This window comes from Sorangium sp. So ce362 (genome assembly GCF_051519845.1).
Taxonomy (GTDB): domain Bacteria; phylum Myxococcota_A; class Polyangia; order Polyangiales; family Polyangiaceae; genus Sorangium.
Window position 1 is genome coordinate 9,191,879 of the sequence record NZ_CP150332.1, and the last position, 18,174, is coordinate 9,210,052.

Consider the following 18,174-nt stretch of genomic DNA (forward strand, 5'->3'; position numbering starts at 1 on the left):
GTCGTTGCATTGACAGAGGCCCCTCCTCAGACTACAGGCTCGCCTCTCCCGAGGGGCCGGGTACATCGGTACGCGTGTGCCTGCCCCTCCGTCGCTCGTGCGTGGCACCAAGGGTCCACGCCTGCGCCCGCTGCGACGAATCCCAGGGAAGGAAAGGAAACAAGAACGAACAACATGACTAGTAACATCCATATGGAGGCTGGCTCGTCCGGGGCGAGCATGGAGAGCTTTGCCGCGCTCTTCGAACAGAGCGTGGAAGGGGGCGATTTCGCGCGTGAAGGAGAGATCATCTCCGGCACCGTGGTCGCAGTGAACCGCGACTCCGTCGTGGTCGACATCGGCGGCAAGAGCGAGGGCGTCATCGCGCTCCGCGAGTTCGCGGACGCCGGCGGCGTGAGCGCCGTCAAGGCCGGCGACAAGGTCGACGTCTACATCGAGAGCCGCGAGAACGACGACGGCCTCGTCACCTTGTCGAAGGAGAAGGCCGACAAGATGAAGGTCTGGGATGAGATCTCGAACGCCTGCGAGGCGGACGAGCTCATCGAGGGCACCATCAGCCAGCGCGTGAAGGGCGGCCTCTCGGTCACCATCCGCGGCGGCGTGAAGGCCTTCCTCCCGGGCTCTCAGGTCGATCTTCGCCCGATCCGCAACTTGGACAAGCTGATCGGCCAGACCTACAAGTTCAAGGTCATCAAGTTCAACAAGAAGCGCGGCAACATCGTGCTCTCGCGGCGCGTGCTCCTGGAGCGCGAGCGCGACGAGATGAAGGCCAAGACGCTCGAGACGTTGACCGAGGGGATGACCGTCAAGGGGACCATCAAGAACATCACCGAGTACGGCGCCTTCGTCGACCTCGGCGGCATCGATGGCCTCCTGCACATCACGGACATGTCGTGGGGCCGCGTGAACCACCCGAGCGAGGTGTTCCAGGTCGGCGACGAGGTCCTCGTGAAGGTCCTCAAGTACAACGCCGACACCGAGCGCGTCTCCCTGGGCCTCAAGCAGACCCAGGAGGACCCCTGGAACCACGCCGAGGAGGCCTACCCCGCGGGCAAGAAGGTCCGCGGCAAGGTCATGTCGATCACCGACTACGGCGCGTTCGTCGAGCTGGAGCCGGGCGTCGAGGGCCTCATCCACGTCAGCGAGATGAGCTGGACCAAGAAGGTCAAGCACCCGTCGAAGCTGCTCGAGGTGGGCCAGGAGCTCGAGTGCCAGGTGCTCGAGGTGGACGCGCGCGCGAAGCGCATCAGCCTCGGACTCAAGCAGCTGGAGCCCGATCCCTGGATGCTCTTCACGGACAAGTACCACCCCGGCGACAAGATCGCGGGCAAGGTCCGTTCGCTCACCGACTACGGCGTCTTCGTCGGGATCGAGGAGGGCGTCGACGGCATGGTCCACAAGAGCGATCTCTCGTGGTCGGTGCGCGTCAACAACCCGAGCGACCTGTACCACAAGGGCGACGACGTCGAGGCGATCATCCTCTCGATCAACCACGACGAGAAGAAGGTCTCCCTCGGCATCAAGCAGCTCTGGGACGATCCGTGGCCGACCATGCTGACGGAGTACCCGCCCGGCCGCGTCATCGACGAGTGCCAGGTGGTGAGCATCGTCGACTACGGCGTGTTCGTGCGGCTGCGCGAGGGCGTCGAGGGCCTCGTCTCGCTGGGCGACGTGCAGGAGCCCGAGGAGGGCAAGCTCAAGGTCGGCGACAAGGTCAAGGCCGAGATCTCCTCGCTCGACACGGTCGATCGCCGGCTCTTCCTGACGATGAAGAACATCGGCATGGAGCGCCCCGCGCCCGTCCAGCGCCAGCAGCAGAAGCGCAAGGAGGAAGGCGGGGACGACAAGCCGGTGGCCGGGACGATCGGCGATCTCATCAAGGAGAAGTTCGGCGGCAAGCTCGACCTGAAGTGACGCTGCCCGGCGCGCGGCCGCTCTGAGTCGGCCGCGCGCCAGGCGCTCACTCCGCCGCACGCCAGGTACGGCGGGCCGCGGGCGCCCCGGTGCCGCTCGGCTCGCCGTGTGGACCCGATGTCGACGAGAGGCGAGGCCCTTCCCAGGGCCTCGCCTCTTGCTTTTTCCAGGGGCGCCGTGGACGATCCTCGCCCCGATGAGAGGCCCCCTCGCGCGCTCTGCCCTCGCGGCGCCGGTCCTTGCCGCCCTGGCGTTCGGCGCGCCCCCCGCCCGGGCCGACGGCCCCCTCGCCCGCCCGGCGGGCGGCGATCCGCTGGCCCGCCCGGCGAGCGGCGGCTCCCTTGCCAGCGCCGCAGGCCGCCTGCCCCCGGTGGCGTTCCCGGGGCGGCCGCTCGTGGGCGCCCTGGCCCTGCGGCGCGACCCCGACCCGTGGTTCGGCGATGACAAGGCGCGCCATTTCTACGCGTCAATCGCCCTCGCCGGCGGCGGGTACGCGCTCGGCGCGCTCGCGACCGACGACACCCACGGACGGATCGTGGTGGGGGCCGCGGTCGCGCTCGGCGCCGGCCTGGCGAAGGAGGCCTTCGACGCCGCCGGGCACGGCACCCCGTCCTTCCGCGATCTCGTCTGGGATGCGCTCGGTACCTCCGCCGGGCTTGCCCTCTCGGTCTGGTTCGACCTCGCGGCGACGCCGATCTCGTTCTGAGGTCCGCGCCGCGGCCGGCGCGAAGAACGGGCGGTGGTCCCGCGCGCGCGGCCGTCGTGCTAGCGTCTCCGCGACATGGGTAACCCCCTGTGGGCGCCCTGGCGCATCGAGTACATCCTTGCGCCGAAGGGCCACGCCGACTGCATCTTCTGCGGTATTCCCCGCGCCTTCGAGCAAGAACAGCGCGAGCGGCTGGTCGTGGCCACGACCCGCCGCGCGTTCGTCATGCTCAACCGCTACCCGTTCGCGTCGGGTCACCTCCTCGTGGTCCCGCACGCGCACGTCGCCTCGCTCGACGCGCTCGATCCGGCCGACCATGAGGCGCTCTTCCGCCTCGTGCGCGAGTCGACGACCCGCCTGCGCGCCGCGCTCAGGTGCGAGGGCATGAACGTCGGGATCAACCTTGGCACCGCCGCGGGCGCCGGCATCGCCGAGCACCTGCACGTGCACATCGTCCCGCGCTGGCCCGGCGACACGAACTTCATGCCGGTGCTCGCCGACGCGCGCGTCGTGCCGCAGGCGCTCGAGGCGACGCGCGATCACCTGCTCGGCTTCTTCGCCGACCTGCCCGCGTCGCTCGTTGACGACGGCGTCCCGGGCTCGGCGTCGCGCGGCGGGGCGCTGTGAGCGAGGGCATCTCGCCGCGCACCGTGTTCCTGACGATCAGCGCCGTCCTCACGGTGGCGTTGCTCATCGTCGCCCACGCGGTGCTGCTCCCCTTCGTGCTCGCGCTCGTCGTGGCCTACGTGCTCACGCCGGCGGTCCTCCGGCTCGAGCGCGCGCGCGTCCCGCGCTGGGCCGCGATCCTCGTCGTCTACGCCCTCGTGCTCTCCGGCGTCGCCGGCTTCTTCGCCCTCAGCGTCCCGCGCCTCGTGGCCGAGGGAAAGGCGCTCACCGTCGAGGCGCCACGGCTCGCCGCGCGGCTCCGCGAGGAGTACCTGCCCGCGCTCGACGTGCGGCTCCGTCGCTGGTCGGGCCGCGAGCCTCTGGCGCCGCCCTCCGCGCCGCCCGAGGCCACGCCGGACCGGCCGTTCGGCGAGCGCGCCGCGCCGCCCGGCTCGATCGCCGCGCTCCGAGAGGAGAGCGCCGAGCGCCCGCCTGTCCGCATCACGCCCGGCCCGGGCGGCTCCTTCGACGTGCACATCGCCGACGACGTCGAGATCCGCGAGGCAGGCGACGGCGTCTGGCAGATCGCGCAGGCGCGCCCGAAGCACCCGCTCTCCAGCGCGAACATGCTCCAGGAGGGTTACGAGAAGGCGGCCGACTACCTCAAGGAGAACTCGCTCACGGTCCTGCGGATTGGCCAGGCCATCGCGACCGCCATCTCGCGCGGCATCTTCAACCTCTTCATGACGTTGATGCTCGCCGGGTACATCATCCTCACGCACGAGAAGATCTTCCGCTTCTTCCGCGAGCTCTGGCACCCGATCTCGCGCGACTCGTTCGATCGTTTCCTGCGCCGGCTCGACCGGGGCCTGTCCGGCGTCGTCCGCGGTCAGCTCCTCATCTGCCTCGTGAACGGCGTCCTCTCCGCGATCGGCTTCTGGCTCTTCGACCTCAAGTACTGGCCGATCCTCTCGGTCCTCGCGGGGGTGATGTCGCTGATCCCGATCTTCGGCTCGATCCTGAGCTCGATCCCGGCGGTCGCCATCGGCCTCACGCAGTCGTTCGGCACGGCGGCCGGCGTGCTCGCGTGGATCGTGGGCATCCACCAGCTCGAGGCGAACTTCCTGAACCCGAAGATCATCGGCGACTCGGCGAAGATCCACCCTGTCCTCGTGGTGCTCGCGCTGCTCATCGGCGAGCACTTCTTCCAGATCACCGGCGCGCTCTTCGCGGTCCCGTGCCTGTCGATCGCGCAGACGATCTTCCTCCACTTCCGCGAGTCCACGCTCGGCCTTGCCGACCCGACGGCCTCGATCCCCCCGCAGCGCGGCCCGCAGCTCGCCACCCCCTCGATCGAGCCGCTCCCCCCGCTGCGCGGCTTCGAGACCGCCGGCCCTGCCATGACCCCCCTCCCCTCCTCCGGCGCCGATCCGGACCCCGCCCCCCGCGCGAACGACCCCGTCACCTAGCCGCTCCCGGGCAAGCCGGCTATGAGAGCCCGAGCCCCGCCAGCGGGAACGTCAGATCCACGACCTCGATGAAGACCCCCGGCAAACCCACCCTGACCCCGACCCCGAAGAAGCAGAGCCCCAAGCAGCAGCGCGAGCAGGCCATCTCGGCCCTCCGCAGTGGAAAGCCGCCGGCCGATCCCCTCGCCCAGCTGAACCCGCGCTCGCTCGCCCTCCGCGTCGGCATCCCGGCGCTCATCGTCTGGGCCATCGCCCTGGCCCTCCCGGGGATCTGGCCGAAGGTGGTCGCCGGCGTCCTGACGGTCATCGTCGTGGGCGTCATCCTGTGGGCGCTGCGCTTCGCGACCAAGACGCGCGCCGTCGCGCAGATCGTGCAGACCGCCGGCACCGCCGAGGCCCGCAAGGACGCGATCGCCAAGCTCGACACGGAGTTCAAGAAGGACGACGCGGCCGCGACGTTCGCGAAGGCGCAGCTCCAGATGCAGGAGGACCCGCGCGCCGCGCTCAGGACGCTGGAGACCATCAACCTCGACAAGGTGATGGCCCCCATGGCCGACGAGGCGCGCGCCCAGCGCGGCATGATCCACCTCATCCTGAGCGAGACGGACGAGGCGCGAATGCTCGTCGACAAGATCGACATGAGCCGCCACAAGGAGCCGAAGATCCGCGCCATGATGGCCGCCATCGTCGGCGAGGCGTGGGCCCGCACCGGCCAGGCGGCGAAGGCGGTCGAGCTGCTCGAGACGTACGATCCGAGCGACGAGGCGTTCGCCGATCTCAAGCCGCAGCTGCTCCGCTCGCGGGCGTTCGCCTACGCGTGGGCGAACAACACGAAGCAGATGAAGAGCACCCTGCGGACGCTGAGCGCGCTCAACCCGCAGTACCTGAGCGGCTTCGTCACGAAGAAGAAGAGCCCCATGGGCGTCCCGCCGCGCGGCGTGCACCCCATGCTCGAGAAGGAGGCGTTCGAGATGCTGATGCGATCCGGCGCCGTCCCTCGCAAGATGCAGCAGGTGAGGCGCGGCTGAGCGGCGGCCGGCCGAGGTCGACGGCGCGGACCGCGCCCGCCTCAACGCCTGTCCGCCGCGCGCGGCCCCTTGACGCGGGGCGCGCGGAACGGCTCACATGCGCGACCTGATGAGAGGGACCGCGCTGATCTACAGCTCGCACAGCCGCTGCAACGTCATCCACAACGACTACATCGCGCAGCGCGCCCTGGCAGGGCGGGACAACAAGCGCATCCTGTTCCTGCCGATGTCCGAGGCGCCCCGCGACGGCAACGAGCTCGAGCGGCAGGAGTTCGCGTACGGCAACTTCCGCTGGTTCTTCCGGTTCTACGAGCGGTTCGGCCTCGAGCCCGTGCCGTTCTACTGGACCCGCCACCTGCGGCGGGAGGACGTCGACGTGCTCTGGCACCTCCTCGGATCGTCCGAGGTGGTGATCCTCGGCGGCGGCTACAGCACGACGGGGCTCTCGCGCTACAAGCAGCTCGGCGCCCTGTTCGAGGGCGAGCCCGGCAAGTTCGGGCGCCTCCTGCACGAGCGCCGGCAGCAGGGCCTGCTCACGGTCGGGTTCTCCGCCGGGGCCGACCAGCTCTGTCAGCACCTCTTCCGCCGGGTGTGGGACAGCCCGGGCGACAGCGACGGGTTCGGCCTCGCGCGCGACACGCTCGTGACGCTCCACCACGAGCCGAGCCGCAACGGCGACCTCTGGCACGCCGCGAGGCGCATGCCCCATTGCTTCGTCTTCGGGCTCCCGAACGACTCCGGGCTCAATGTGGACTGGGGTGTTCTCCCCTCCGGCAATCTCTGGCAGGTCTACGAGCTCATCGTCGACACCTCCTGGGACGATCCGGCCGACGCCCTCCACGTGAAGACGCGGCAGGGTGCGCTCATCGACCACTTCGACAACACGGGCCGCCACTGGGCGTTCCACGGCGGCGACCACATCGCGCGGATCACGTCGCAGGACGGCCGCTTCGACCGGGCCTGGATGACGGCGGGCGGGCGGCTGCTCGACTACTGGACGCGCGAGCCCGCCGCCCATGGGTCGATCGACGAGATCCTCGCGAGCCACTGATCGCGCTGCGGCCGCATGGCGCGCCCGAGCCAGGGTTGACGTTGGGCAGGCGGCGCCGCATCGCTGATCGAGGCCGCCATGCCCGCTCGACCTTGCGTTTTCTGCAGCATCGCCCGGGGCGAAACGCCGGCCTACGTCGTGCTCGACGAGCCGGAGATGATGGCGTTCCTGGACGCCCGCCCGCTCTTCCCGGGTCACTGCCTGCTCGTCCCGCGCGTTCATCACGAGGTGCTCACGGACCTTCCGTCGGAGCTCGTTGGCCCCCTCTTCATGACCGCCCAGCGGCTCGCGCGCGCCGTGGAGTCGGCGAGCTCAGCAGACGGCTTCTTCGTCGCGATCAACAACCGCGTCAGTCAGAGCGTCCCGCACTTGCACGTCCACGTGGTCCCGCGTCGCCAGAAGGACGGTCTCAAGGGCTTCTTCTGGCCTCGTTACAAATATGCCGGTGAGCGCGAGATGCACGGTCTTCGTGACGCCATCGTGACGGCGTTGTCTGAAGGTTGAATTCCGTCGCAGTAACGGTTATCTGAGCGTGACGCCGGCCTGGCTCAGGCGAAAGGCGTCCGTCCCTGACCGCGGCATTCTGCCACACACGGTTGGTACGTCGTGGCATCTTGCGACGCGCCAGGCCTGCTGCCACGTTGGGGAATAGACCGCGATCTACCCCGGTTCGAACGGCCGACGCTCTATCCATCCCTGAACGATGCTGAGTTTCCGGTCATTTCTCCCTCGGCTCGCGCTGCTCTTCGCGCTGATCCTCGCCCCAGTTACGCTGGTACGGGGGAATCTCAGCATCATCGAAGCGAGCAGCTCGGATGTTTCGGGGGCGTTTCGAACCGGATCCATCGAGATCGATCAAGGTGATCTCGCGGGGCTGCACCTGCCGTTCCGCGGTTCGTCCCATCACCGCCGCGCGCTCCACGCGGTGCCGAGCGACGGCGAGGGGCGGGCGCGGGTCGACCTCGTGGCCGATCTCCGCCCCCCCCGCGTCGCGTCGCCCGTCCCTCACCCTCCTTTTCGTCGTCCTCCACCACGTTTCCTGAATTGATCGCCTAGCTCCGTGGCTGAGGCCGCTCGCGGCCGGGCGCGGAGGATCTGGAAACCGGAGGTGTTCACGACGACTGCCGCGCTGAATCGGCGCGGTCAACGAGAGGGTTTGTTCCATGCAGAAGCTCGCTGACGGGTTGCACAAGTTCCATGCCGAGGTTTGCCGCTCACATCAGGATCTCTTCCGCCACCTGGCGGGGGGTCAGCGGCCCGAGGCGCTGTTCATCACGTGCTCGGACAGCCGGATCAACCCGAACCTCATCACGCAGACCCAGCCGGGCGACATCTTCATCGTGCGCAACGTCGGCAACATCGTGCCGCCGTACGGCGCGAGCAACGGCAGCGAGGCCGCGGCGATCGAGTTCGCGGTCGCGCACCTGGGGGTCAAGCACATCATCGTCTGCGGCCACACGCTCTGCGGGGCGATGCGCGGGCTGCTCCATCCCGCGGGTCTCGACGAGCTGCCGGCGGTCAAGGGGTGGCTCCAGCACGCGGAGCTGACCCGCCGCCTGGTGCAGGAGAACTACCCGCACATCGAGGGGGAGGATCGGCTGACGATCACGGTGGAGGAGAACGTGCTCGCCCAGATCGAGAATCTCAGGACGCACCCGACGGTGCGTGCGCGGCTCGCGCGCGGCGAGCTCTCGGTCTACGCGTGGGTCTTCAAGATCGAGACAGGGCAGGTATATCAGTTCGAGCATTCGACCGGGCAATTCGGGCCCATCTGCGAGGCGGCGCCCCCGTCGGCGTTACCGGAGACCAAGGTCTACCGGCGCGCCGGCTGAGCACCTCACAGGCACTGAACCAAGGATCACTGGAAAGAGGACCCGTTCAATGCAGTTCCCGAATGCCATCCAAGCAAGCGCCGGATCGGAGCGCGCAGACTCCCGTACCGATTCTGCTGGCGTCCCTGGCAGCGCAACAGCAATCCCCATCCAGGTGGCGCCTCCTGCGGACAGCGCGCCGCCGCTCGATCCGCGCCTCCGCGCGAATCTCAAGTACGATATCCCCGCAGGCCTCGTCGTCTTCCTCGTCGCCCTGCCGCTCTGCCTGGGCATCGCGCTCGCGTCCGGGGCCCCTCTCCTGTCCGGCATCGTGGCCGGGGTCGTGGGAGGGCTCGTCATCCCGCTCGTGAGCCGGTCCGCGCTCAGCGTGAGCGGCCCGGCGGCGGGGCTCGCGGCCATCGTGGTCGCGGGCATCGCCACCCTGCAGAGCTTCCAGGCCTTCGCGATGGCCGTGGTCATCGGCGGCGTCCTGCAGCTCGCGCTCGGCTTGCTGAAGGCCGGCGCGATCAGCCATTTCTTCCCCTCCTCCGTCATCAAGGGGATGCTCGCGGCCATCGGCGTCCTGCTCATCCTGAAGCAGCTCCCCCACGCCGTCGGCTTCGACCAGGACAACTTCGCCTCCGAGTCGTTCCAGGTCGAGGGCGGCAACACCTTCACGATGCTGGCCCAGGCGCCGCAGGCGATCGAGTGGGGCGCGTTCCTCATCAGCGCCGTCTGCCTGGGCATCCTGGTCGGGTGGGAGAAGACGCGCTTCGCGAAGATCTCCTGGCTGCCCGCGCCGCTCATCGCCGTGGTCGTCGCCACGCTCGGCAACGAGCTGTTCAAGACGGCGGTCCCGTCGCTCGCCCTCGATCAGAAGCACCTCGTGTCGCTGCCGATGGGCGACGGGGCGCAGGGCCTGCTCAGCGTCCTCCAGCTGCCGGACTGGTCCGCGATCCTGCGGCCCGAGGTCTGGGTGCTGGGCGTGACCCTCGCGATCGTGGCCAGCCTCGAGACGCTGCTCAACCTGGAGGCCGTGGACCGGATCGATCCGTGGCACCGCAAGTCGCCGCCGAACCGGGAGCTCGTCGCGCAGGGGCTCGCCAACATGCTCTCCGGGTTCGCCGGGGGCCTCCCGGTCACATCGGTCATCGTCCGCAGCAGCGCCAACACGAACGCCGGCGCGCGCACGCGGGTCTCCGCCTTCACGCACGGCGCGCTGCTCCTGCTCGCGGTGGTCTTCGCCGCAGGGCTGCTCTCGCACATCCCGCTCGCGTGCCTCGCGACGATCCTGCTCGTCACCGGCTACAAGCTGGCCAAGCCAAAGATCTTCGCCGAGATGCACAAGCTCGGGTGGAGCCACTTCATCCCGTTCGTGGTGACGATCGTGGCCATCGTGCTGACCGACCTCCTGAAGGGCATCGCCGTCGGCCTCGCGGTCGGCGTCCTCTTCGTGCTGAGGACCCAGATGTCCCGCGTCTTCGACGTGATCCACGAGGGGGCGCGCGTGACGATCCGGTTCAACAAGGCGGCCTACTTCTTCACCCAGGGCAAGCTCGTCGCGCTGTTCGAGCGGCTGCCGAGCGACACCCACGTGGTCGTCGACGCCCAGAACGCGTCCTACATCGACCACGACGTCGCGGAGCTCATCCGCCGCTTCCAGCAGTCCGCGCCCCGGCGAAATATCCACGTAGAAATCCGCGGCCTTTAGAGCGACGCTGGCGGGATGCGCCCCGCCCTCGAACCGGTCGATACGATAGACAACCTGTCCCTCCCGCCCGCCTCGGGTTGATCGTGGTCGCTCGATTCGTCAGCGGGGCGCACCGGCGATCCACGCGAGGGGCAGCGGGCGGGGGGGGCGCGTACGTCGGGGGCGCGCCGCTGCCGCCGCGGCTCGACGAGATCCCTCGAAAGCCGCTCTGCATGCTCCAGGGCTATGGCGGGCAGCACCAGTCGTGTGGAGACCTGTACACCCCGGCGTCGGTCGAGGAGCTCAGGGTGCTGTTCGGCATGGCGCGGCGGACAGGGCGCAGGATCACGTTCCGCGCCGGGGCCCAGTCGTTCGACGGGCAGGCCCTGAACGACGACATCGTGATCTCGATGACGGGCTTCACCTCCATCGAGATCGACGAGGAGGGCGCGCAGATGACCGTGGGCGCCGGCACCCCGTGGGGTGCCATCGCCCGTGAGCTCGCCGCCCGCGGGTTCGTGCCGTACACGGTCGTATCGACGAGCCACGCCACCGCGGGAGGCACGGTCTCCGGAGACTGCCTCTCTCGCTTCTCGGGCACCGGCGGCAAGGAGGGGCACTACGTCGAGCGGCTGACGCTCCTCACCCTGGACGGGCAGCTGCTCTCCCTGAGCCGCGACGAGCCGACGAGCGCGCTGTTCCACGCGGTGATCGGCGGGCTCGGCTACCTCGGCGCGGTGCTCGACGTCACGTACCGCATCGCACGCGTCGCGCCGGCAGGGACCCCCATCCGGGTCGTGACCCAGGCGACGCGCTGCGGGTCGCTCGACGAGCTCGCCGCGATGCTCGTCCCGCGCGCCGAGCAGCTCCTGCCCTCCGAGGGAGGGAGCGCGGTCGAGGACGGATGGGTCCCCGAGGCGCTCTACTCCATCGCCTTCCACACCCTCGACGGGAGCAAGAGCATGGTCCTGCGGTCGCGGTACGTCGCGGGGACGTCGCACGCGCTCCGCCCGCTGCTGAACCACCGCCGCGGGTACCCGCTCCGCGTCCCGATCGAGTGGCTGATGCGGACGTCCGTGGTGAGCCGGGGAGTCTGGACCCTCATCGACCGCTTCGTCTTCGATGTCTCGCGCCCGAACGTCGACGAGCTCATGGGCTTCCTGTTCTTCATGGACGGCAACGTCCTCGCGAACCGCATCGGGCAGACCCTTGGGGCGCCAATGATCACGGTGCAGCAGACCTTCATGATCCCCTACGACCCGGGCGCCCCGGAGGACAGCCTGCGGCGGCTCGTCGATTTCATGAACAGGATCGACGAGATAGCGACACGAGACGGAACCCCGCCGCTGCTGCTCGATGTGCTCCACATCCAGGGCGACCGGTTCCTCCTGTCGGCGAACTACGGGGCCGACGGGTTCGCGGTCACGGTCGCCTTCGCGGGCAGCGATGAAGACAGCGTGTGCCGGATCCGCCTGCGGCTCACCGAGCTCAGCGCGCACACCCTCGAGCTCGGCGGGCGGGTCCATCTGGTGAAGAACGTCCACGCGACGGCGGAGCATCTCCAGGCGATGTACGCGCACGCGCTCCCGGAGTTCGTCCGGCTGAAGGAGCTCGTCGATCCCGACGGGCTCCTGCGCAACGAGTTCCTCGAGCGGGTGTTTCCCGCGCACTTCCGTCCGGCGCCACGGCTCGCCCGCGCGTGACCGCGGCGCGCCGCGGGACGGAACCCTTCCCTGCTTTCCGACAACGGCCCGGACAGCGGCGGAGAATCGCTGGTTGGGATCTTGCACCTCGGAAGGCTGGGAGGCCGGGGGCGCCAAGAGGCCATGCACACAAGTCAGCAGCGAGATCGACCCCCCGGTGCGCGCGGCGCGTACGGGTGGGCTCGGCGGCTATCCCGCGTGCTCACCCCGCTGGTCCCGCTCGCTGTCGCCGCTTGCCGCGGAGATTGCCCGCGCGTCGAGGCCACGCAGCCGCGCGCAGACGCCGCGCAGCCCCGCGCAGCCGCGCCGGCGAGCCCGGCGGAGACCGCGCAACGAGAGAAGCCATCGCGCCCCGCGTCAGCAGCGACCGTCGTCCCGGCGCCGTGGCACCTCACGATCCAGCCGACCGCAGGCGAGGGCGTGAGGATCGCGAGCATCGATATCCGCAGCTTCACGTCCCCCCTGCTGGAGCCGGGCGACGTGATCCTCGCGGTCGACGGGCGACCCGTCCACTCGATGACAGGGCTGGAGAGCTACCTGCACGCCTGCGCGCCCGGGGACATGGTGGTGCTCACCGTGCTGCACAACGAGACGACGATCGACTACGCGATGCTCCAGGTACCGGCCAGGGACGCTCCGGCGCCCACGCCGGCCGGCGCAGCGGCGCGGGGCGGGCCTGTCGACGGCGGTTGAGCGGGCTCTCGGGTCCGCCGCGGGCGCGCGGGGGCGGTCCATCCGGGGCGGCTGCCTGTGCGTCCCTCATCGCGGACGAGCTCCGCGCCCTCTGCCGGGCTCCTTGACCCCGCCTCGCTTGCCGCTCAGGAGCGCGAACGCCTTGGATCGAACGAATAGACGTCGCGGTTCCAGAGCTGACCGGGGCCGACGTCGCCGTCGCAGGCGAAGCCCCACCCCGAGAACACATACATGGTGCCGTTCACTTCCGCGGCGACATGTCGCTTGAGCTTGACCAGCGGATCACCGCCCGGCGACAGCTGGGTCCATTTCCGGTTGTTCGCGCTGTACCGCCAGAGCTCCTCGATCGGGTTCTGCTCGAACGGCGCGCCGCAGCCCGACGACCCGTCGCCTCCTTGCAGGTACAGGTTCGAGCCGATCACCGCCGCGGCGCCGTAGTTGCGCGGCGGCGTGATCCCCGACGCCCGGCCGGCGTGGCCGCGGCCGCCGGCGACGCGAGCAGCGTCCTCCCTGCACCGGGCGGGCGCGGCGCCGCCGGCGCGGAGACGGCGCCGGTCGCCGCGAGGACCGGCGCGGCCCGCTCCGCGGTGAGCGGCGCGTCGACCCCCCGCGCGAGCGACTGGTGCGCGAGCGACGTGCCGGCCACGTCCGCCGTGACCCCGCGCTCGACAGCCCAGGACGCCAGGGCGCGGCCGAGCGACCGCATGCTCGGCCACCGCTCGGCCGGCGCCTTGGCCAGGCCTCGCCGGAGGATCGACCAGAGCTCCTCGTCACCTGCGCCGAGCTGGGTCGTCGGCACCGGCTCCTTGCTGAAGATCGCCGCGATCACCGCGCCCAGGCTCTCCCCGCTGAACGGCCGCCGTCCGGTGATGAGCTCGTAAAGAACCACGCTGAACGCCCAGATGTCGGTCTGCTCCCCGTGCTCGCATCGCCTCTTCTGGCGAACGATCCGCGCTGGCCGAGGACAGGGTGCTTTTCCTGCATGACTCGCCTTTCCCTCATCGTTCATCGTTCATCGTTGGGTGGTGGCCCTATTTGCCCCGGAGTGATGCACATGAAGGCGGGAAGGCGGGAAGATCATTGATCTTTTCTTCCCGCCTTCCCGCCTTCATGTTCAAATCCGGCCACCCCCCTGCGTCGCGCTGCCCGGGACTCCCCATCACCGGGAGCCTCGCAGGCCCTCAGGCGTCCACGTTCACCGCGGTCTGCCTCGTCAGGACGGTGGCCGAGTGCCCCGCGTGCAGCGTGAACACGCCGGGCTCGACCTGCCAGCGACCTGCCGCCCAGTGCGCAAAGGCCCGCGACTCGATGGTGGCGACGACCTCGGCCGTCTGGTCGGGCTCGGCCTCGACGGACGCGAAGCCGGCCAGCCAGAGCACGGGGCGCTCTACCGCGGAGCCCGGCCGCGACAGGTAGAGCTGGATCACGTGACGGCCGCGGCGGGTCCCGACGTTGCGGACCTGCACCCGCACCTCGACGGCCGCGCCGGCGGCGACGCTCGGCGGCGCGTCCATGTCGACGATCTCCCAGCGCGTGTAGCCCAGGCCGTGCCCGAACGGGTAGGCCGGGGTGACGCCGGCGCGGGCCCAGGCCCGGTACCCGACGTGCAGCCCCTCGGCATAGACCAGCTTGCCGTTCTCGGGCTTCGTCGAGAGCACGGGGACGTCCTCGTCGCGCGACGGCCACGTCGTGGGCAGACGGCCGCCGGGCTCCACGGCGCCGAGCAGCACGTCGGCGGCGGCATTGCCGAGCTCCTGGCCCGGGAACCACGTGAAGAGCACCGCGGCCACCTCGTCGCGCCAGGGCAGGGTCACCGGCCCGCCGGAGTTCACGAGCACGATCGTCCGGGGGTTCACGGCCGCGACCGCGCTGACCAGCTCGTCCTGGCGGCCAGGGAGCGCGAGCGTGCTCCGGTCGAAGCCCTCGCTCTCGATCGCCTCGGTGGTGCCGACGACCACGATCGCCACGTCGGAGGAGCGCGCGAGCTCCACGGCGCGCGCGAGCTCCTCCTCGTCGGGCAGCGCGGGGACCTCGGCGCCGAGGGAGAACGCCACCGCGATCGTGCCCGGAAAGACCGAGTGCGCGAGGGCGAGGTCGATCTCCTGGCCGGCGGCGAGGGACAGCTCGGCCGCCCGCTGCGGCGGGGCGAGCAGGGCCGCGGCGAGGTCGTCCTTGTCCGGCGCGATCATCCCGTCGAAGAGGACCTGCCCGCCGCCGGTGAGGCGGTAGGCGCCCACGCCGGCCACGCCGATCCGGTAGCGGCCCGCCGCGGCGGCGCGGAACCGCGCCGTCACCTCGATGGTCGCGGCCCGCGTCGCGCGCTCGTCCCCGATGAACGTGAGGCGCCCCACGTCGCGATGCTCCTCGTGCACGACGTGGCCCTTGGCGTCGAGGAGCCGCACGTGCACGCCGGCTGTGCCGGTCACGGGGTCGACAACCTGGTCTCCGGCCACCGGCACGAGGCCCTCGTGGATGCGGGCGCCGAGCGCGTGGAGCACCTCGGCGCGCTGGCCGAGCGCGGCGCGCAGCCCGTCGAGCGGCGAGACGGCGTAGTGCGGGTGCACGCTGGCGCTGCCGCCGCCCTGGATCCGCCCCTGCGCGGCGCCGGGGCCGATCACGGCGACGCGCCGCAGGCTGGCCGCGTCGAGGGGGAGCGCGTCGCCCTGGTTGCGCACGAGCACCATGCCGGCCGCGGCGGTCTCGCGGGCAAGCCGGGCGGCCTCGGCGGCGGGGAGCTGGGCCGGGGCGGCGGCGGCCGGCGCGACGCCCTCGAGCGCGCCGACCCGGGCGGCGAGGCGCAGGAGGCGGCGGACCTTGTCGTCGATGGCCTTCTCGGGCACCGCGCCGCGCTGGACCGCGGCGACGAGCGCCCGGCCCCACGGCCCTTCCGGGCCAGGCATGACGAGGTCCAGCGCCGCGCGGGCTGCAGCCTCGGTGGAGCGGGTCGCGGTCCAGTCCGAGATCACGACCCCGTCGAAACCCCACTCGTCCTTGAGCGGCGCGTCGAGCAGGGCGTTCTCGGTCATGGTCGCCCCGTTGACCGCGTTGTACGAGGCCATCACGAGCCACGCGCGCGCGCCGACGATCATCCGCTCGAAGGGCGCGAGGTACAGCTCGCGCAGCGTGCGCTGATCGACGCGGACGTCGACGGTGAACCGCTCGGTCTCGGAGTCGTTGGCCACGTAGTGCTTGGGGGTGGCGCCGACGCCGTGGGCCTGCAGCCCCCGGACGTAGGCCGCGCCGATCCGACCGGTGAGCAGCGGGTCCTCGGAGAAGCACTCGAAGTGCCTGCCCCCGAGCGGGCTGCGGTGCAGGTTGACCGTCGGCCCGAGGACGACATCGACGCCCTTGCGCCGCGCCTCGGACGCCAGCAGGGCGCCGACGCGCTCCAGGAGGGCCTCATCCCATGTGGCGGCGAGGGCGGTGGCCGAGGGGAGGCTCACCGAGGGATCGCGCTCGTCCCAGTGCTCGCCGCGCACGCCGACCGGACCGTCCGAGACGACCATGCGGCGCAGGCCGATGGCGGGCTCGGGGTAGGTGCTCCAGAAGTCGGCGCCCGTCAGCAGGCGGACCTTCTGCTCGAGCGACAGCGCGGCGAGGGCGTCCGCCACCCGCCGCTCGACGGCCTCGGGTGGATGATCGGTCTTCTGGGGATGTGCTGATAGCGAGTCGGCGACGGCCATGGACCCTCCTGGAAGCGCAGAGACGCCGCCCGCGGAGGCGGCGTGAGCACGGTACGTACAAGGTCAGGGGAACGCCAGGTTCACAGGAGCGCGACGATCATCGGGGGTTGGGGATCATCGGGGCAGGTGGTGAGAGGGGCACCACCTGTGTTGGTGCCGCGTCGGTCGGCACGGGCGGTAGAGCTCGCGCGCCCGCGGCGTCCTCGGCGGGTCCCGGCCGCTCCGGCAGCCGTGCACGAGCCGGGCCCGGAACCCGTCGTCGTGGCGCGATCCGTCGCGGTGATGGCAGCCGGCGAGGAGGGAGAGCCAGCAGACGGCGAGGAGGCGCACCGGGGGATTGTCGTGCCGCGCGCGGGGGGCGTCGAGACCTCGCGGAGATGGGAGACGGGAGCCGTTGTTGCTCCGGGACGGGAACGAGGCAATCCTCCGGGGCCCCTCGAGCGAGGTCTCCGCCATGAGCCTTTCGACCGTGCTCCGCGTCCTCGGCCGCACCGACGGCGAGGTCCACAGCGTTTTCCGCACCGGGTCCCGCGTGTACGGCACCGCGACCTCGACGTCCGACGAGGATTTCGTCGCCGTCCTCGCGCGCCGCGACGCGAGGCAGGACCTCGCGTTCTCGCCCGGCATCAACGTCGTCCTGCACGGGCTCGACACCTTCCGCAACGCCATCGCCGAGCACAGCGTCTTCGCGCTGGAGTGCCTGTTCCTCCCGCCCGATCACCGGCTCAAGGAGACGAGACCGCCCTTCGCGTTCAAGCTCGACAGGAAGAAGCTCGCCGCGTCGGCCGCGAGCCGCTCCGCGTCCGACTTCAAGAAGGCCGGCGCCCGCTTCGACGAGGAGCCGGAGGCCTCGAAGAAGAAGCTCTTCCACGCGCTCCGGGTGCCGCTCTTCGCCGTGCAGATCGCCGAGACCGGCGCCATCCACGACTACGGCGCCGCGAACCCGTACTGGCGCGAGCTCGTCGCGGACGAGCGCCTCGACTGGGAGGACTACCGCAAGACCTACGGCCCGCTCCGCGAGAGGCTCTGCGACCGGCTCGCGGCGCTGGCCTCACGACGGTAGCCGCGCCGCCGGCCTCAGGGCGGCGGCCCTCCCGCCGGATCCGCCGCGAGCTTCTGCGGCCGGATCTCCTGGTGCATCCAGTGCTCGTCCGTCTGCACGTGCCCGCGCCGCACCCACTTGGCGAGGCTGCGCTGGAACATCGTGTCCGGGAACTCGCCCGCGATCCGCACCACCACCCCCTCGCGCTGGCCGCCGAACGCGGAGGGCTCGCGCGCGAGCCCGCTCGTCAGCGCCTCGAGCTCGCGCTCGCTCTCGACGATGCCCCGGAACAGGACAGGCACCGTGGGGAGCCCCAGATCCTTCGCCTGGGCCACGACCATATCCCACTCCCAGAAGAGCCCCAGCGCGTCGTCGCGCACGCCGAAGACCAGCGAATACCCCGGCAGCGCCTCGTACTCGATGGAGTGGACCGCATAGCAATACTCGCAGAAGAGCGACATGCCGTCCGAGAGCCGGTGAGCGATGCTCGCGTGCGTGGCCTTCGCGAGGTCGAAGCTCGGGTGGGACGGAGGGCCCGAGTGCGAGCGGGAGAAGACGCTCTTCCGCGTGTACGTGAGGTTGCTCCCGTCGCACTTCTCGGTGATGACGATCTCGACGCCGAGCAGCCCCGATACGTCGGCCATCCTCTTGTCGTCGGACGTGCCGCCGGGCGACCATGGCAGGTGGAACGAGCGCGGGTATTTGGCGGACATGGCGGCGGAAGGGTAGCACCGACCTCCCGGCGCGGACATGCTACGATCCTCGCGCGTTGCGCGCC

The 18,174-nt window shown here is 70.6% G+C and carries 17 protein-coding genes; 13 read left to right on the plus strand and 4 right to left on the minus strand.

What is annotated here, in order from left to right:
• Positions 1-9: 9 nt before the first annotated feature.
• The 12 genes from WMF17_RS35395 to WMF17_RS35450 all read left to right on the plus strand — a co-directional run bounded on the left by WMF17_RS35395 (position 10) and on the right by WMF17_RS35450 (position 12,671).
• Positions 10-1,914 carry a 30S ribosomal protein S1 gene (locus WMF17_RS35395; protein ID WP_437597770.1) on the plus strand — a complete coding sequence of 635 codons (1,905 nt, stop codon included), beginning with the start codon at positions 10-12 and terminating at the stop codon, positions 1,912-1,914.
• Between the two features lie 196 nt (positions 1,915-2,110).
• Entirely contained in the window at positions 2,111-2,620 is a 510-nt protein-coding gene (locus WMF17_RS35400; protein ID WP_437597771.1) for a hypothetical protein, read from the plus strand.
• A 75-nt stretch (positions 2,621-2,695) separates the two neighbouring features.
• Complete coding sequence (locus WMF17_RS35405) at positions 2,696-3,247, plus strand: HIT family protein (protein ID WP_437645442.1); 552 nt, start codon at positions 2,696-2,698, stop codon at positions 3,245-3,247.
• Entirely contained in the window at positions 3,244-4,695 is a 1,452-nt protein-coding gene (locus WMF17_RS35410) for an AI-2E family transporter (protein ID WP_437645444.1), read from the plus strand. Before WMF17_RS35405 ends, WMF17_RS35410 begins: the two co-directional genes overlap by 4 nt.
• 68 nt (positions 4,696-4,763) lie before the next feature.
• Positions 4,764-5,723 (plus strand): hypothetical protein, encoded by a 960-nt coding sequence (locus tag WMF17_RS35415; RefSeq protein ID WP_437597775.1) that lies wholly within the window; start codon positions 4,764-4,766, stop codon positions 5,721-5,723.
• Between the two features lie 97 nt (positions 5,724-5,820).
• Positions 5,821-6,774, plus strand: coding sequence for a hypothetical protein (locus WMF17_RS35420; RefSeq protein ID WP_437645446.1), 954 nt, complete (start codon positions 5,821-5,823; stop codon positions 6,772-6,774).
• Positions 6,775-6,852: 78 nt separating this feature from the next.
• On the plus strand, positions 6,853-7,278 hold the full coding sequence (locus WMF17_RS35425) for an HIT family protein (protein ID WP_437645448.1): 426 nt from the start codon (positions 6,853-6,855) through the stop codon (positions 7,276-7,278).
• Between the two features lie 199 nt (positions 7,279-7,477).
• Entirely contained in the window at positions 7,478-7,822 is a 345-nt protein-coding gene (locus WMF17_RS35430) for a hypothetical protein (protein ID WP_437645450.1), read from the plus strand.
• Positions 7,823-7,937: 115 nt separating this feature from the next.
• Positions 7,938-8,606, plus strand: coding sequence for a carbonic anhydrase (locus WMF17_RS35435; RefSeq protein WP_437645452.1), 669 nt, complete (start codon positions 7,938-7,940; stop codon positions 8,604-8,606).
• Between the two features lie 154 nt (positions 8,607-8,760).
• The gene (locus tag WMF17_RS35440) at positions 8,761-10,296 is read left to right on the plus strand and encodes a SulP family inorganic anion transporter (protein ID WP_437645454.1); all 1,536 of its coding nucleotides are present in this window, start codon (positions 8,761-8,763) and stop codon (positions 10,294-10,296) included.
• A gap of 83 nt (positions 10,297-10,379) precedes the next feature.
• Positions 10,380-11,978, plus strand: a complete 1,599-nt coding sequence (locus WMF17_RS35445) for an FAD-binding oxidoreductase (protein ID WP_437597781.1) — start codon at positions 10,380-10,382, stop codon at positions 11,976-11,978.
• Between the two features lie 198 nt (positions 11,979-12,176).
• Complete coding sequence (locus WMF17_RS35450) at positions 12,177-12,671, plus strand: PDZ domain-containing protein (RefSeq protein ID WP_437645456.1); 495 nt, start codon at positions 12,177-12,179, stop codon at positions 12,669-12,671.
• Between the two features lie 125 nt (positions 12,672-12,796).
• Here the strand turns inward: WMF17_RS35450 and WMF17_RS35455 are convergent, their stop codons facing one another.
• The 3 genes from WMF17_RS35455 to WMF17_RS35465 form a co-directional block, all read right to left on the minus strand.
• Positions 12,797-13,093, minus strand: coding sequence for a hypothetical protein (locus WMF17_RS35455; RefSeq protein WP_437645458.1), 297 nt, complete (start codon positions 13,091-13,093; stop codon positions 12,797-12,799).
• Entirely contained in the window at positions 13,090-13,680 is a 591-nt protein-coding gene (locus tag WMF17_RS35460; protein WP_437645459.1) for a protein kinase, read from the minus strand. The genes WMF17_RS35455 and WMF17_RS35460 overlap by 4 nt, the downstream gene beginning before the upstream one ends.
• A gap of 172 nt (positions 13,681-13,852) precedes the next feature.
• Complete coding sequence (locus WMF17_RS35465; RefSeq protein WP_437645461.1) at positions 13,853-16,354, minus strand: beta-glucosidase; 2,502 nt, start codon at positions 16,352-16,354, stop codon at positions 13,853-13,855.
• 454 nt (positions 16,355-16,808) lie between these two features.
• On the opposite strand from WMF17_RS35465, the gene WMF17_RS35470 reads away from it, so the two are divergent.
• Positions 16,809-17,417, plus strand: coding sequence for a hypothetical protein (locus tag WMF17_RS35470; RefSeq protein ID WP_437597788.1), 609 nt, complete (start codon positions 16,809-16,811; stop codon positions 17,415-17,417).
• A gap of 14 nt (positions 17,418-17,431) precedes the next feature.
• Here WMF17_RS35470 and WMF17_RS35475 read toward each other — a convergent pair whose 3' ends face one another.
• A complete protein-coding gene (locus tag WMF17_RS35475) occupies positions 17,432-18,109 on the minus strand; it encodes an RNA ligase family protein (RefSeq protein WP_437645463.1) in 678 nt (225 codons plus the stop codon).
• Positions 18,110-18,174 lie beyond the last annotated feature (65 nt).

Bases quoted from the DNA above. Each gene is read 5' to 3' on its own strand.
- WMF17_RS35415 (WP_437597775.1), top strand. From the start codon at position 4,764: ATGAAGACCCCCGGCAAACCCACCCTGACCCCGACCCCGAAGAAGCAG.
- WMF17_RS35420 (WP_437645446.1), top strand. From the start codon at position 5,821: ATGCGCGACCTGATGAGAGGGACCGCGCTGATCTACAGCTCGCACAGC.
- WMF17_RS35465 (WP_437645461.1), bottom strand. From the start codon at position 16,354: ATGGCCGTCGCCGACTCGCTATCAGCACATCCCCAGAAGACCGATCAT.
- WMF17_RS35470 (WP_437597788.1), top strand. From the start codon at position 16,809: ATGAGCCTTTCGACCGTGCTCCGCGTCCTCGGCCGCACCGACGGCGAG.
- WMF17_RS35460 (WP_437645459.1), bottom strand. From the start codon at position 13,680: ATGAACGATGAGGGAAAGGCGAGTCATGCAGGAAAAGCACCCTGTCCT.
- WMF17_RS35425 (WP_437645448.1), top strand. From the start codon at position 6,853: ATGCCCGCTCGACCTTGCGTTTTCTGCAGCATCGCCCGGGGCGAAACG.
- WMF17_RS35405 (WP_437645442.1), top strand. From the start codon at position 2,696: ATGGGTAACCCCCTGTGGGCGCCCTGGCGCATCGAGTACATCCTTGCG.
- WMF17_RS35475 (WP_437645463.1), bottom strand. From the start codon at position 18,109: ATGTCCGCCAAATACCCGCGCTCGTTCCACCTGCCATGGTCGCCCGGC.
- WMF17_RS35400 (WP_437597771.1), top strand. From the start codon at position 2,111: ATGAGAGGCCCCCTCGCGCGCTCTGCCCTCGCGGCGCCGGTCCTTGCC.
- WMF17_RS35435 (WP_437645452.1), top strand. From the start codon at position 7,938: ATGCAGAAGCTCGCTGACGGGTTGCACAAGTTCCATGCCGAGGTTTGC.
- WMF17_RS35430 (WP_437645450.1), top strand. From the start codon at position 7,478: ATGCTGAGTTTCCGGTCATTTCTCCCTCGGCTCGCGCTGCTCTTCGCG.